Origin of the sequence: Burkholderia sp. 572 (genome assembly GCF_040545135.1) — a bacterium.
Taxonomy (GTDB): Bacteria; Pseudomonadota; Gammaproteobacteria; order Burkholderiales; family Burkholderiaceae; genus Burkholderia; species Burkholderia cepacia.
The window spans coordinates 1-15891 of sequence record NZ_JBEPLH010000035.1 but is presented as its reverse complement, the minus strand read 5'-3'; the positions used below and the strand labels follow the sequence as shown (position 1 = coordinate 15891).

At 57.6% G+C, this 15891-nt stretch carries 9 protein-coding genes and 1 pseudogene; 9 read left to right on the top strand and 1 reads right to left on the bottom strand.

What is annotated here, in order from left to right; all coding sequences use genetic code 11:
• The first annotated feature begins 816 nt into the window (after positions 1–816).
• Entirely contained in the window at positions 817–2199 is a 1383-nt protein-coding gene (locus ABIC51_RS37610; RefSeq protein ID WP_354006974.1) for a replication initiation protein, read from the top strand.
• 248 nt (positions 2200–2447) lie between these two features.
• On the opposite strand, the gene ABIC51_RS37605 is transcribed toward ABIC51_RS37610, so the two are convergent.
• Complete coding sequence (locus ABIC51_RS37605; protein ID WP_354006973.1) at positions 2448–4583, bottom strand: site-specific integrase; 2136 nt, start codon at positions 4581–4583, stop codon at positions 2448–2450.
• A 688-nt stretch (positions 4584–5271) separates the two neighbouring features.
• On the opposite strand from ABIC51_RS37605, the gene ABIC51_RS37600 reads away from it, so the two are divergent.
• The 8 genes and pseudogenes from ABIC51_RS37600 to ABIC51_RS37565 all read left to right on the top strand — a co-directional run.
• Positions 5272–5550, top strand: coding sequence for an HU family DNA-binding protein (locus tag ABIC51_RS37600; RefSeq protein ID WP_027791979.1), 279 nt, complete (start codon positions 5272–5274; stop codon positions 5548–5550).
• Entirely contained in the window at positions 5547–6701 is a 1155-nt protein-coding gene (locus tag ABIC51_RS37595) for a PDDEXK nuclease domain-containing protein (protein ID WP_027791978.1), read from the top strand. The genes ABIC51_RS37600 and ABIC51_RS37595 overlap by 4 nt, the downstream gene beginning before the upstream one ends.
• 103 nt (positions 6702–6804) lie before the next feature.
• A complete protein-coding gene (locus ABIC51_RS37590; protein ID WP_080982102.1) occupies positions 6805–7233 on the top strand; it encodes a hypothetical protein in 429 nt (142 codons plus the stop codon).
• Between the two features lie 279 nt (positions 7234–7512).
• Positions 7513–8364, top strand: coding sequence for an FRG domain-containing protein (locus tag ABIC51_RS37585; protein ID WP_049098169.1), 852 nt, complete (start codon positions 7513–7515; stop codon positions 8362–8364).
• Positions 8365–8378: 14 nt separating this feature from the next.
• Positions 8379–8604, top strand: a pseudogene (locus ABIC51_RS37580) (integrase); the annotation flags it as partial.
• Positions 8605–8700: 96 nt separating this feature from the next.
• A complete protein-coding gene (locus ABIC51_RS37575) occupies positions 8701–12480 on the top strand; it encodes a tetratricopeptide repeat protein (protein ID WP_334054298.1) in 3780 nt (1259 codons plus the stop codon).
• A 1265-nt stretch (positions 12481–13745) separates the two neighbouring features.
• Positions 13746–14351, top strand: a complete 606-nt coding sequence (locus ABIC51_RS37570) for a hypothetical protein (RefSeq protein ID WP_124919379.1) — start codon at positions 13746–13748, stop codon at positions 14349–14351.
• Positions 14352–14362: 11 nt separating this feature from the next.
• Positions 14363–15891: hypothetical protein (locus ABIC51_RS37565; protein WP_354006972.1), on the top strand; the 1529-nt coding region annotated here is incomplete at its 3' end.

Here is a 15891-nt window from a genome sequence, read left to right as displayed (position 1 = left end):
TTCCTCTTAAATTCGACGGTGAGGTGATTTTTCCACGCTTGCCGTACATTTATACGGTTTTAATTATTCCAGCGACGAACCGTAGAATACCCGCCTCATCCCGGAATAGCTACTTCAATCGTGTGAGGATCCGCATTTCGACGTTTACGTACCACATATACAGGTGGATCAAGGCTCTAGCACGGGCGGGCATGTACATCACGCCAACGATCCTCATTAAAGGTGAGGTGAAATGTGTTCAGATTCAGGACTCAACCGCTCAGCGAGCCGCCGATTCTTCACAAATTGCCTCACCTTGCTCAACCCTGAAGCGAGAATGGCGAGGCGCCTTCAGGCAACTCCCACATTTCACCTCACCATGGAAGGAGTGTGATAAAGGGCTAGAAGCCTAAGGTCCCGGGCCAACAGCAGTACTCCATTAAATACGGAACTCCTCCTGGGCAAAGCGCGTTGAGTATTCGCGACGAGGCTTTCTTACAAACGTGGGTGGTTCGTTTTTTAAAAGATAAACCCACAAACCACAAACAGGCCGAGCACAGTCTTTTAAAATCATGCGCTTACGGAAGAAAGGTGAGGGATTTTGTGTCGAAGGCGCTGTGGATTGAGCGGCAAGGTGAGCGATTGTCCCCGGAGAGGTGAGGAAAAATGGCATCGAAGGTGAGGTCTTTTGGCTGAGAGGTGAAGTGAATGGGCCGAAAGGTGAGGTGATCTGTGTGCATCACAGGCGGAAGGTGAGGTGGGTTGTGTTGACAGTTCACCTTGAGGTCGGTACCTTACGGATCGATATGACAAATCCATAACGGGAGCGGAGGTCGCATGGCGGAAACAGGGCAAATGGCAACGTCCCGTCAGCTAGCGCTGGCCCTGTTCGATGACGCGCAGGCTGAAGGTCTGGCCGTAGAGAACGCCCGCTCCGACATCGGTTTTTCGCGTAACAACGTCCTCATCCGAATCGTTGACTTAGGTGTGGCCGCGCGACGCCTGATCGATGCAGCCTACTTCATTGTCGCCTACGACGATCGACCGCGTGACCTCTACGACGTTGAGCTGGACTACTTCAAGTGGCTCATGCGTTACTCGAGCCGGAACAACACGCACCTGGAGCAGGTGATCACCGAAGCGCAAAAGGCACTGATTCAGGCGACCGCCGCCGTCGGGGAAGACGGTGAACGTCCCTTTGGGTCTACACAGTTGATTGGCCGCATCTCTTACCAGGGGGGACGTTTCCAGTTCCGCGTGCCGCCCGATCTGATCGGAATCATCCGAGGGCCGGGCAAGTCCCATTGGCTGAGCTTGCGCATCACGTCGTTGTTCACGCTCTCGTACGCGCGCGTGATGTACGACAACCTCCTGCCGATCGCTGACGATGGGATTACCGACTGGATCCCGCTCGACGAGTTGCGGGGATGGCAGGGTGAGATGGGCGCCAACGCTCAAGTGTTCAAGTATTTCAAGCGCGACTGGCTTGAACCAGCCGTGCAGCAGATCAACGAGGTCTCTGACCTTGCGATTACGTACGAGACACGCACCGTGCAGGGCTCGCGCAAGATTGGTAGTCTGCGGTTCCGAATCACCCGTAAGGATCTGGCTGAACGCGTGCTGCACACGCACGAGCATGCCCAGGCGATCTACCAAACCCTGAAGCAGGAGTTTGGTCTTTCCACCGCGCAGTTCAACCAGATCGCTGGCGACCGCGACACCTACACTGATGAACGCTTGGAACAGGCGATCGACCGCACTCGGTTCAGTCTGAAGATCGGGAAGGTAACGAAGAGCCCGGCCGGATTTTTCATGAAGGCGCTCAAAGAAGGGTGGGTCGTCTCCGATGCTGAGCGAGAGATGGTGCAAGTTCAGCAGACCCTCGTGCTACGCGAGAAGCAAGACGCCGAGGCCAAGGTACAGGTCCAAACGCGCATGGCGTTGCAGACCGCTGCTCAGGAAGTCAATGCCAAGGAACGGATGGGAGACGAGGTGCGCCAAGGGTGGGAGGCGTACGAAGCCGCATCGCCCGAGCAGCGCGACGATTGGCGTCGTCAATATAGGCGAACGCCTGCTGCGAAGCTGACGATGCGTCGGTTGAGTATTGACCCAATGGCAGATCTGACTGCCGTGATTTTCGAGATGCATCCGGCGCTGAAGGACGCCTTTGCTGGCTACGTGTTCACGCAAACGAAGTCCTTTAGAGCCAAGGCCCTTTAAGGATTGGAGCTGAGTTCTCCCTATGGGGACGCCCTTCATTTGTAGACATAGGGCGGTTCGGGTGCGAAGGTGTTTGTAAGAGGGGCTTACGAAGCCGACCGTTAGTTGCGTATTGCCCGATCTGAGTCAACAAAACTCCCGCGTTGTCGTCGCCAGAGATCCGAGCTGCTCGTTCAGGTCGGCGGTTTTGCTCACGATTAGATGGCCTATCTTTCGGGGTTCTCTCTTTTCGTGCTTCACCACTGACCTCAAGCACTGGCACGTCGCAGGAACGACTCCGCCTCCCGGTACTGCCGACCGAGTTCGGCAGTCGCGTAGATCGACGTGGTATCGAGGGAGTCGTGGCCGGCAAAATTTCGCGCACTCTCGAGGCTCATGCCATTGGCCAGTGCATGCGATACGAACGTGTGACGCAGCCAGTGCGGGCTGGCCGCGCTGAAGGCCCGCGCATGGGGCGAGTCCTCGCGCAGGGCCGCGGTAGTCGCCATCGCGAAAAACTGCCTAACCGTCTTATAAAGTTGAATCGGATGAATCGGCCCGGCTTGCCGCGCGCGCGCGGCAAGCTCAGGCGCCGGATCGGTTTTACTCGCCTTCGCTGCGCGCCGGATCCGGCCGATCTCGGCATTCGACAGCAGCGCCGGGATCAACGGCGTGGCGGCCGGGCAGGCGAGGGGATCGCGCGGCAGGCCACGCGATTCCAGATAATCACCCATCAAGTCCAGCACCGCCGGCACCAACGGCACGAAGCGTTCCTTCGCGCGCTTGCCGACCACGCGCAGCAACCGGATCGTCCCCAATTCCGGTCCGGCGTAGCGCTCCTGCACGTCGTCCGTGAAGGCGCCACATAACTCGGCGCGCCGTAGCCCGGTGCTGTACGCAAAGCTCAGCACGAAGCGCATGCGTGTCGCGGCGGCCGTGTCCGGCATCGCGTCGAGCACGCGCATCGCGAAGCGCCAGGCGTCGGCGGTCAAGCCGCGCTCGATCTGCAGGCGCGATTTCGCGGCCACGCGCCGCTCGTTGCCGGCGGCGTCGTGCGTCGACCCGGTGAACACGCGAACCTTCGCGAAGGCGTTGTGATCCAGGTACTGCGCGTCGACCAGCTCACCAAAGAATTTCTTCAGCGCGGACAGCGCGTCCTGGCGGCTCTTGAGCGATAGCGGCCCGCGGAACGGACGCCATTCAAGCGCATCGCGTGGTGCCGTGCCCTCCATCACCCACTGGGCGGCCGGCTGTGGATCGACCAGGAAGCCGTTGATGTAGTCGCGCACATCATCGGTGTCGAGGCTCGACAGGGCCTTGCGCTTCACGAAGATCGCCCAAAGCAGCAGGCGCTCCGCTTCGGTGCGATAGCGCTGACGTGTATGCGGGTTCTCGTAGTCGGCGAGCCAGAAATCGATCGCCTCGCGGTCGTTGTTGGCGCGGCTGTTGTTCTTGACCAGATTGCGGTGGGTGCCGTGCGAGCCGTCCAGTTCGGGCGGCAGCAAGAAGCGCTCGAGCGGCACGATCGCGGTGACGGGGCCGGCGACGGCGAGCCGGGGCGCAGGCAGGGTGCACTCGGACGGGTGGGTTTGCGCGCCGGCGGCCAGCTGCAGGCCGGCGACGTCGCCGTAGTGGGCGAGCCACGCGGTGATGCGGCGCGCGCCGACTTCGCCCAGGCGCGGCACACGCCGGTACCAGCGGTAGCCGAGCGCGTTAATCGTCTCGACCAGCTTGCCGATCGTGGTGAGGCCGACGTCGGCCAGACGGAGCGCGACGACGGTGTCGAACCAGCCGAGCACGTGGTGCTCGGGGCGCGGATCCTCGACCACCAGCCGCGCGAGCGCCTCGAGCGCCGCCATCTGGCGCGCGCGCAGGCGGGCGTTGCGCTGCTGCCGACGCAGGGTTGCGCCGGCGTCGGCAGCAGCGCCGGCATGCCGGGCGGCGAACAGGTCGAGCAGCTCTTTCTCGGTATAGAAACCGTCCGGATCGTGCTCGGCGGCGAAGTCCTCCAGCGACGGCGCTGCCTGCGCCGGGGCGTCGGCCGCCGGCGTCGCGGCGAGGGCGGCCGGCCGGATCGCGAGGAGGCGCGCGGTCGCAAAATCCTGCCGCTTGCGTGCGGCGGCGACGAAGGCCGTCACGAGCCAGGTTCGCGTGGCGGTGGCCTTGCGCGCGTCGCGGCCGAATTCGAGGTACTGGTCGGCCAGCTCGGCCAGATCCAGTCCTTCCAGATAGCCGCGGAAGAACGCGAGGTGCTGCAGGCCGATGCGGCGCTGGGCGGCGGCCTCGCGGCGGGCTGCGCGCGAGCGCGACTCGCGGCGCGCGGCCGGCGTGGTCGCGCGCCGCGGCGTGGCCGGCAGCTCGCGGAACTCGACATCGAGCACGTCTGGATCGTCGGCGGTCGTCATGGGTGGCTTCGAGGGAATACGGAAAGCGTGTTGTTTGATACGTGTCCTGCGACGCGGCCGCGTCAGCTCGGCGTCGGCTTCTGCCGGGCCTGCCGGGCAGCGAGCCGTGCCGATGGCCGGCGGCCGGCCGGCGAGCCTTGCCGGACAAGCGTGAGCGCCAGGTGCGCTCAGAAAAGGGGCGAATCGGCCAATAAAGTGAAGGGTAACATAGTAAGGGCTATGTTACCCTTTATTTCGGGACCCCTGCATTCATGTCGCTGAATCCATCGCTCACACAACTGAAGTTGAGTCTAGGCCCGGCTGCCGGTGGCGGGCAGACGGGAGGCAGGAGACGCGGCACGAACCGATGCCGTGGTCCGCGCAGGTCGGCCGGGCAGATTCGGCTGGAGAAACAGTCAGGTTGTGTGACACCGGAAGCCGGACCATGTAGTCTGCGCGAGTGATGACACCCGCACCGGCCCGCTAGTTGTGTGAGCGCTGGCCGGGCGAAAAACGTTCGCGATTGCTCTTGGCGAGCGTGGCTGCGACAGGTGTAAGCCGGAGTTTATTGGTGGGCTGCCCGCCGCAGGCAGTGGTGGGGACGGATGCCAGTGAGTTGGAGGGTATTGCTGCACTGATCGCCAGCGATTTGCGTGTGTGCAGCGGGATGAGGTAGGGTGCAGCTTTGACTTTGTTGCCGAGGCTGTTCATGAACAAGCAGGAACTCATTGACGCGGTCGCAGCGGGCGCGGGCGTCAGCAAAACCGACGCGAGCAAAACCGTCCAGGCGGTCCTGGACGCGATCACGGACGTGGTGAGTCGCGGCGAATCGGTACAGCTGATCGGTTTCGGCGCGTTTTCGCAGGGGCAGCGAGCCGCCCGCACGGGACGTAATCCGACGACGGGCGCGGAGATTGCCATCCCGGCCGCGAATACTGTGAAGTTCACCGCTGGCAAGGCGTTCAAGGACGTGGTGAACGCACTGTGACGCAGCGTGATGTCGGGCAGGCCGCTTATGCGGGACTACACCGTGAAATTGCCGATATAGTCGCGTCGGCGCGCGAAGCGACGGCTCGCACGGTGAACGCCCTGATGACGGCGACATATTGGGAGATCGGGCGACGAATCGTTGAGTTCGAGCAGGGCGGGGAGGAACGGGCCGCTTATGGCGAGGCGGTGATCCGCCGTTTGGGCGCCGATCTGTCAGAGCGATTCGGTCGCGGCTTCGGATGGCGCAATCTCGCACAGATGCGCGCCTTTTACTTGACGTGGCCTGCGGATCGGATTGTGCAGACACTGTCTGCACAATCCACGCCCGCCCGGATTGTCCCGACAGCGTCTGCAAAATCAACCAAGGCGGCGGTGAAGGCGCCGCCGGGCGTGGCGTTTGAGCTAAATTCTATCGCTCAGGCTTTTCCGTTGCCCTGGTCCGCCTACGTTCGCCTCCTCGCGGTGAAAACGCAAGCTGCTCGCGACTTTTACGAGGCTGAAGCGTTGCGTGAGGGCTGGTCTGTGCGACAGCTTGACCGTCAGATCAGCAGTCAGCTCTATGAGCGGCTGGTGCTGTCACGCAACAAGGCGTCCTTGCTCGGAAAGGTGGCTGTAGCGCAACCCGGCGATCTTCTATCGCCTGAGGAAGCGATCCGCGATCCGTTCGTCCTCGAATTTCTTGACATGAAGGACGAATATTCGGAGTCGGATCTCGAAGCGGCCTTGATCCAGCACTTGGCGGATTTCCTCCTCGAGCTCGGCGATGACTTTGCGTTCATAGGTCGGCAACGGCGTCTACGGATCGATGACACCTGGTTTCGAGTCGATCTCGTGTTTTTTCACCGGCGCTTGCGATGCCTGCTCATTATCGATTTGAAGGTCGGGCGCTTCAGCTATGCGGACGCGGGGCAGATGCATCTCTACCTCAACTACGCGCGTGAACATTGGATGAAGCCCGGCGAAAACCCCCCGGTTGGCTTGATTCTGTGTGCTGAAAAAGGCGCGGCCGAGGCGCATTATGCACTCGACAACTTACCGAACAAGATACTCGCAGCGGAGTATCAGACGGTCCTCCCGGATGAGGCCACATTCGCGCGAGAATTGGAACGTACCAGGATCGAACTAGAGCGCCGGGGCCGCAAGGCGTGACTTCCCGTCCGAGGTTCCGAAGTGCTTAAACACGCGCGGATCGGCGAATACGATGAAGCGGTCGCCCGATAAAATTTGATGTTGCTGGCACGGCAATCAAGCTATGCGAAAACACTCTACCGTGCGCCGACGGCCACTGACGAAGGCGCAACTACTACCTCTTCCGGTTGACCAAGTCCGTCGTCTTTCTCTCAAGCACCACCTCGCACTTGCGCTGCTTTGCGGCGGCAGTGGTGATATCGAGTCGATCGCCACGCTGTCCAATATACTCGCGCTCGCGCTCTATTTGCGTTCCGACGGCGAAGCGGAACTGTATCGCTCCGCGGATTTCGCACTCAACCAATGCATTGCGCGGGCAGAGCGGGGTGGCAAGTGGACTTTTACAGACGCGGAACGGACTGCACTCGAAGCGTTGCTTCGTGTTCATGATAAGCAACTTGCTGCGGTGCCGGTCCATCGCTATCTTGAAGCACTGGAGCAGGTGCAGCATGTTGGCACGCCTTCCTTTAACTTGCCGATCGAATCGGACTGATGCTGAACGTTTTCTGCCTGTCGTGGCGAATACGCCGGCGGTTGATATGCACGGGTAAATCTGTGAGTTGGCGCAGCCAATGCGTGATCCGTGTGTGGACCTCGTAGTCGACAGTTTCTACGTAGAAACTCTAGCAAGTGAGTCAGGGCGTGTGTAGTTGTGTCGTCAAAGGGCACCGCGATACTCTTTGTCTAAGTGGTTCTATTCCGTGGCGGGATCTAGTGGAATAAAAGGGCATTAGGATGACGGTACCCTGACCCACGAACAAAGGACTCACCGATGAGCACCTCATCCAGTCTCGATCCGAATCTCCGCGATGCCCAATGTGTCGGGGAAGCGACTGACCTCGTGAGCTTTCTACAACACGTCGACAAGTGGCTTGCCAGCGTCGACGTGATCAGCCTCGATTTCCCACTGTTTCGCGGCCAGGAGGTGGAGTCGTGGCGGCTTGTGCCCGCAATTGGACGCGCACCATACCAACTGCGGTTGCGGCCCAACACCGAGCAACGCATGCTCGACGAGTTCAAGCAGCGTGCCCTGCCTCACGTCGAATCGACCGTGGACTTGACGAACGCCGACTGGCTTGCGATCGCGCAACACCACGCGATGCCCACCCGCTTGCTGGATTGGTCGGGGAGTGCGTTGTCGGCCCTCTGGTTCGCAGTAAAAAAACCGGCCGTCGAGCAACCGTGCGAGTACCGTTCGTGTGAAAGCGAGGAGGGCCGTGGCGTGTGGCCGGGCGCCGTGTGGATGTTGCCCGTCGTGCACGACGACCTGATCTCGCCCGAGGAGAGCAAAGATCCGCTCCGACTCGGCCGAACGCGGTTGCTGAAGCCGCGCCATGTCTCTCGCCGTATCGCTGCCCAGGACGGCTGGTTCACGGTGCATCGCGGGAAGCAAAGTGGCCTCGACACGAGATACTTCGCGCTCGACACCAACCCCGGGTTTCGTGACCGACTGCGATACATCCGCATTCCAGGCGAGGCATTTGGCACTATCCGCGGGCAGCTTCAGCGGGCCGGCATCAATCGCGGCGTGTTGTTCCCGGACCTCGACGGGGTCGCCGGCCGCATCACGGATGACATCCTGTATCCCGCCGATCAACCATCGCCCGGCGCTAGCAATTTCTGAGGAGTCACGATCCCGTGGCCAATCGCCCCCAGCAGCTCGACCTACCAGTGCCGCGCACCTACACGCGTACCGAGTTCACCGTGCTGCGCGCGCGTGAAAAGTCTGCCGATCGCCGCGATCGCGCGGCTCTACTTCGACCTGGACGAGCACGAACCGCTCGAGGTCGAGCGCCTGTTGCGCACCATGCGTGACGACCTGGTGTCGATCGCGCTGCGCGAGGGCTCGCCGGTGCTCGTCGAACAGCAACGGATGTGCCAGGAGGCGGCGAAGTATCACGCGTGACTGGCAGCGCGACGCGGCGAGTAGCGGCAAAGCAATGCGGGCAGAGATCAAAACATGAAAACGAATACGAATACGAAAAAACAGACACGTCGACCGGGAAAGTCTTCACAACGCAAGTCCTCTACCGAAGGAATGGCCAAATCGGCCGCGAGTTCAGCGTCGACTGGAGGGCAGGGAGTCACATTCGAAAATCGTGCCCAGGCTGTCAAGCTGATCCACATGTGTTTAGGTGCGCCTTCCCCGGGAATTGCTGAAGGGTGGGTCATCGCAGAACTGCGCTTCCAGGCACGCGCGCATGGACCGCAAACGGACGATCTGGTTTGCACAGTCGAGAACTCGGCGGGTCACCGGCATCGCGTGTTCTTCCAAATGAAATCAGGACTGACCGCAAGACGGTCGACCAAAGCTTTCCAAGATGCAGTCGGGGGGGCTTGGCTTGACTATCAGCAACCGGAGCTGTTCTCAAGAGGCAAGGATCGCATCGTTATCGTTCATGATGCCGACGGGCGTCATCACATGAGCGGTGCGACCGCAGTTGCGAAGGCGGCAAGCCTGTCGCTGTCGAGTCGAGAGTGGCTCGAAAAAATCGATGCGGTCGGGGTTAGCAATGCACTGAAGCGAAACGCCGTCTCTGCATTCAAAACCGTTGTCGCGAGTTTTGCGCGAAGACCGATTGACGACGAGGAACTCTACACGTTCCTTCAACATGTGAGCTTCCTCGCGCATGACTTAAAGGAAGACGGCACTCCCGAGCACGTGCAACTCGTCAACCTGATTCGCTCGAGTTTGCTGTCCAGTGGCTACACTGCCGATCCCAATCACGTCTGGTCGAAGTTTGTGACATCGTGTATGTCACTCAATGCGAGCGCAGGCGGGATAGCGCTCGATTCCTTGGCCGAGGTGATTGGCGATGACCTCGCTCGCGCGTTCAAGATCATCCGCGACGCAAGCGCTCAACAATACACTCTCGGCGCGCATGCTGGTGCGTGGAATCACGGCACTTCTCCCGTTGGCGTGGCAGTCGGTATCTCAACGGCGACGCTACCGACGGGCAATACGGGAGGTCAAAGTGCGATTCCTGCCTCGCGCGAATCATCCGAAAACAAGCTCATCTCCCGACAGCTCGATCAACTCAATACTCGAATTCGGGAAGGCCGGTACCGAGATGCGCTGAATGACCTCGGAAAGCTCGGCGAGGATCTGGAACCGTTCGATGCGCATCAGCGCGCGCGTTGGTACCTCATGCGCGGGACATGCCGCTTCAATCTCGACCGTGACCAGGACGCCGCGGCTGATTTTCTAAAGGCAGCTGCCTTGTGCGATGACGACGACAAGCTCGCCGCTGCACGGGTGCGCGGTTTGTTGCTAGCGAACGATTTCGCGGCGGCGGAAAAGGCTGGCCACGAGGCGCTCGAGCGATTCCCGCAGTCGCTTTCGGTCTGGTTAATCGCCAAAAACGCGGAATTGGTGCGAGGCGGGTCGCTAGCGGAGGACGCGATTCCTTGTGAGTACCGCCAAGAGGCCGACGCGTTTCAACTGGTTGCCTTTAGCCGCTACCGAGCCGGAGATATCAATGGAGCAGCCGCGGCAGCTCGAAAGGCGTTGGACCTTCAAGACGTAAGCTTCTTCAACAGGGATAGGGCGCTGGGATATACGCTTGAGTGGGTGGCGGCTAGTCCGCTCAACATCGCCTTTCGCATGCTTGACACGGCGGAGTTGAATGCGCTGGGCGACGTAGCAGCGGCGTTCGAGCCGCGGCACGAAAAGCTGTGGACGGTCCAGTCAACAGCGACACTGAAAGCGACGGTGGTCAACCTTGGCTACGTCTATGTCCTTTTGAAGCGGACCAACGACGCCTTAGATCTGCTGCGTGAGGCGCGCGCGAGATCGATAGACGGGTCGGAATTTATCCGTTTGGAGATCGAGGCCCATCGCGGCGGTGGTGATATCGACCGCGCTTTGGAGGTTGGGCTGTCCTCACTCCACGCGATGCCCGCCGATGCCCTGGTCACATTCGCTCAGACATGTGCAAATGTAGGAAAACTCGAACCGATTGAGCGAGCAATCGAGGCTGCGGCTAACTTGCCGACCGATTGCGAACGCGCGGTCGAATCGATCAGAGTATTGCTGTGGCAAGCGCTTGCGAAGGACGGACGTCACGATGAGGTTATGAAACAGCTAGAAGCCCAGGACCTATCGACATCGACGTCTATTGCTGCGATTGCGGTCGGATCGGACATGCTTCGTCGCGCCGGCCGCTTGGAGCGGGCAGATAGTCTGCTCGCCCGCGCGGCCACACTCGTGAACCAAACGGGCGTAGAGCAGGAGCGCTATATGTTAGCGATGGCCTATTTCCAAGCTGGACGATTTGAGGAATGTGCCGAGATATACGCTGCGATGCTAAGGTCCGGGGTGCACAGTGAGCTTCATAGCGATCTGCTATTTTGCTACATGCGCCTCGGTGCGTATGCGAAGGCCCGGCAACTTCTCGACTCCCTTCACGAGAGCTGGATCGAAAACGACGGTGCGCGGCACTTGGCCATGGAACTCGGTCAGGAAGTCGGCGATTGGGCGTTGCTCAAGCAGCTCTCATTGGTTCAACTGAGGCACTACCCCGGCCAAGCGATGAGTTGGTTGTTTCGGCTGACCACGGCCGCTCGGGACTCGGATGGGGAGCTTTTGTCCGTGCTGGATCAAATTCCCGAGTTGCTCGAAGGCACCTCTCGAGAGTTGACACAAATTGCCACATGTGAAATGAGTCATGGATTCGAGGAACGCGGCCTCCGACGTCTCTATCGCATGCGCCGGTTGAATATGGCGGACGTCGATGTGGCGGCAGCGCACTTGGCCGGCCATCTCGCCGTACACAAAGCGCTGCCGCACCTCGAAGTTAGTCGACCCGTGATCGAGGAGGGGACTTACTTTACGGTGGTCGACAATGCGGGGCGACCCTTTACCCGAGCTGTCGATCCTATCGGGTTCGACGGACTTCCAGATGCCGACGAATTCCGTTCCGCGTCATCAACGGACGTTGCCCCTTTTATTGGCGCAATTGTTGGAAGCGAGGTCGCCGTTGCTCAAACATTCGATGAGCCGAAGGTGTTCAAGGTAGTGACGATCGGATCGGCGTATCGTCGCCTGCTCGACACCACCCATGAAATGCTGAAGGGCTCAATTACCCAGTCATCCTACGTTTCGGTAATCAACCTGCCCGAAGACGAACACGGGGCTCTGGATTTTTCCCAGTTGAAGGCGCAGCTCCACCGAAGCTCGGAAGTCGGTCGACAAATCATGGAGGGGTATCGAAAGGCTCCTTTTACTATCGGAGGGGTGTGCCGAATGATGGGGCGCGGCGTTGTCGACGCAGTCTGTGGATGGCCCAACCAAGAAGCAAAGTTGGATGTCGGCGGTGGCTCGGAGGCACATCGTGCCGAAGCGGAAAGTTTGTTGTCTCGGAGCGATGCGGGTTATGTCATTGATGCCGCGACTTTGATCGAACTGGGGCGGCTCGACTGCCTACACGCATTGTCGAGCCTCCCGAAGCTATATTGTTCGACGAAGACCTATGGGCTTCTACGTGATGAGCTTGAGGAGTCACAGCGCGTGCGCGCCTCAGGTACCGCGATCGAACACAATGGCGAACTGGCGATCGTCGAAGTGACTGAGCAAGACTGGGGTCGACGCACCGCAATGTTGCAGGACGTGGTTGACGCGATCGATACGTACTGTGAAGTTCGACCGTCATACGGCCCGGCAGATTGGCACCGAGCCCCACAGGGGTTTCGCGACGTCATTTCGACCGAGGAGGCGGCAACTGTAGGCGTTCATTATTAGCGCTAGCCGTGTTCAGAAACGTTGCTAGCGGAAATTCTCAAAGAAGCCTCGGCGAACAGGGACTTTTTGAAGCTTTCTGGCGGCTGCTTGGCCGTTGCGTTTCTGCAACAGAAACTTGGCCAATGTTCACTAACGTTGCTAGCACGTTGCACGTGTCGCGTGGATTGATAGGGATCCATATGGCTTCGATCGAAGAGCGGGCCGCTCGAGCAGCGAAGATTGCGTCCGTGCTTCGACTGCTTGGCAACGGCGTGCTTTCCCGGCAGCAGGCTGAACGAGCAGCACAGCTATTAGGCGTTCACTGCACCACCGTATATCGCCTGCGTCGACGTTTCCTCGCAGATCCGGTCGCCAGCACATTAGAGCCAAGGCAGCCGGGTAGGGCGACCGGGGGCAGACTGCATCACGGTGGAAGAGGGAGTGGCTCGATCCGTCAGCCGACTACTGTCGGGTGCACCACAGCCTGCTCGAGACTGTTCCGCAATCGATTTTCGCCAGAGCTCCGAATTTCGACGCCGCGCTGCGGGCGATATCACGTTATCGATGCCCACCGCTTAGGTTGAGCAAAACACTACGCTAGCAGTATTAGTGAACATTGCTAGCGCTCTGTTGAGCACGGCTAGCATTGATTGTGAACTCCTACAGCAACCTCCGGAGCCGTTGAATTACAAAGGTTGCCTTCGAGTCCAATAATTACAAATAACCTTCTATTCCGATGTATCTCGAAAATCACGAATTCTTAAACATAGAAAACTACCAGGAATTAATCGGTTTAAACGTCGTGACCATGTCTTTCAAATACCACCTATTTTTCTAACGAAAGGCAAAATGAAATATTATGTAACGTAAACGTTACGGGATGTTTCGTATGAGGCGTTGCTGCTGGCGGCGCCTGCTGATAAATTGATCGGATCAATCAGTAGAAAATTCGGCGTTCCGCTCACTTTCGATTAATGGATGGTGTAGCGCTTGAGGATATTTGGTGTCGTTGATAATGCTTCGATTGGCAATAATGTAGTAGTGATTGTTTCTGGTGTGGTGTTGAAAATTGATCTGCGGGACGAATCCTGCGGAAGTTGAGAATGAATTCACGGGCTCCGAGCTCAGTGCGGAGCTGATGAGGAAATTTTTAGGCTCATTTTGCAATTGAAACTGATTGCGCTCCCGTGAATCAATGTCGCTAAATTCTTGGTTGGTGTAGATGCTTGCTTAAAAGCGTTAATTTCCGAAAATTTATATAAGATCATCAGAAATTATTGAATAATATGAAATACAGCCAAATAAAAATTTCCCTTTCAATCTTCGGGGTGATGCTTGTGATATTCGGGTTTCAACAAGATGCTCGAAGTCAAAATTTAGCCGACGAAAGATCGCCCCTGTCTCGAATCCATGAGGTGGCTGATCAAGCAGATCTTTCCAATCAATCTCTCTTTTCTCGAATTATCGGCATGAAGATGGAAAGTGGGCAAGTGATCATTGCTCCATTTTCTTTCGAACGATGTGGAGTGGCATCGCCTCCAGAGCGACCGGTGACTATTCGGCAATTTATTTACCATGATGTGCCATGGTTTTTGGATTCGAGTAAAAATGGGAGACTGCCTTGTTCTGCAAACTATGTTGAGAAACTGGGCAATGACAATCGGATTGAAGCGGTTTCCGCAAAAATTTCCATTGATACGACGAAGATTTGCATTACACAGTCAGACATTGTGCAAAACTTCCAATCGTCGAGCAAGAGCTCAGAATATGTGCCATCGGGATTTGCATATCGCTATCTCGGAAAGGGTGGAGTAAATGTCTGGTTCCTGTCCTCCCTGAATAACATGGCATCAAAGTGCACTGAAACGATACTTTTTCAGCAAAATTTTTAAGGGGTTTGCAAATGAGTCAAATCAATGGAACTGAGGCGATTTGGGGTGGAAATCCTCCCTCTCAGGCCGTTTTGAACATGATAAATAGTAGTTCGATACTGGTGGGATCGATTAATAAATATGATTCGGACATTGCGGCAGGAACCGTTGCGCCGATCGGAGCATATTTGCCGGCGAATTATTTGAATAATCCATTTTCCAATGGAAAGGAAACGATTGTTAATCCTAACAATCAGGTGCAAATTCTTCTTGGATTGAAGATTTCTAATCCGCAAGATACCAGCCCGGCCGACTACGTCTCCGCTCTTACCTGGGAAATGGGGAAGTATGCAAATTTCACTACTGGTCAAAGCTTATATAATTCTATTGCGAACTTAAATCCAGGTGATCAAAATTATGGAAATGCAGCCGCAGTTGTAGGTATGGCAACTGAAAATATGTCGGCTGCTTATAGTTATCAAGTCCAGCAACAAATCAAGGCGGCGACCGGAAGTGCTTTTACTATTGATGGCGATGGGTCTGGATACGCAAACGGTCGAATTCAGCAAGCACTTGATAGTGCTTGGAGTAGTCAAAACTTACAAAATGCTTCCTCGGCAGACGCTTTTTCTGCGCTGACTCAGGCGGCTTCCAGTGTGATGGGGACTTTCCCGGCCGTCAGTGGACAGAGTTATCCTGAGTTTTACCAAGCAAGTCCTGGTGCCCTCCAGGATGAATACGGCCGCGCCAGTCTTGATGGAATCAAAACCAATCCCCCCGATCCAGACAATGGATTGGTGGTTAATTATTCGAATGGAAATTTGTCTTCGGCCACAATTTCATTTGCTTCGGGCAATTCTGAAATAATGACTTTCGCTGGGAGTCAAGTTAGTTCGGCACTATACAAGGACGAGAACGGGAATGTCATATCGAACATTTCTTACGTACATAATTCGGATGGCAGCTATTCGGCAACGATGACGGATGGCACCGGCGCTGTAGTATCAACGCAGCAGTTCTCAAGTAACGGCTCAGAGGTCGAAACTGTTACGAACGTCAGCACTCCAGTTGATGTGAGCGCATCTGGTGTCACTTTAACCACCAACGCCAATACGATCGACGTGAACGGAGCAGACTACGACACGACGATCCTCAATGGCGGCCACGTAATCAACGCCCAAGCTGGCGATACTTTCCAGCTTACCGGCGTCGGTTACAGCGTGAACTTGTCGGCAACCGGCGCTGCATCGACAGTGACGTTCGAGGCAAATTCAGGGGGCACAGTCAACGGCTCGAACGCTGCGATTAACGGTCAGGGCAACGATACGTTCACGGTGAACGGATCGAATGATTTTATTGCGAATGGAACGAACAGCTCGACGGTTATTAACGGCAGCAACGATACGTTGGCCTCTCTGGGAAGTGGTAGTGCAGTCAGTGTTCAAGGACAAGGCGATGCTATCGACGGATCAGGTAGCACGATTTACGGCAAAGACAGCGACTCCATTACCGTGAACGGTTCAGGTGACACGGTCACGGACGGAGCGAACAGCTCGACGGT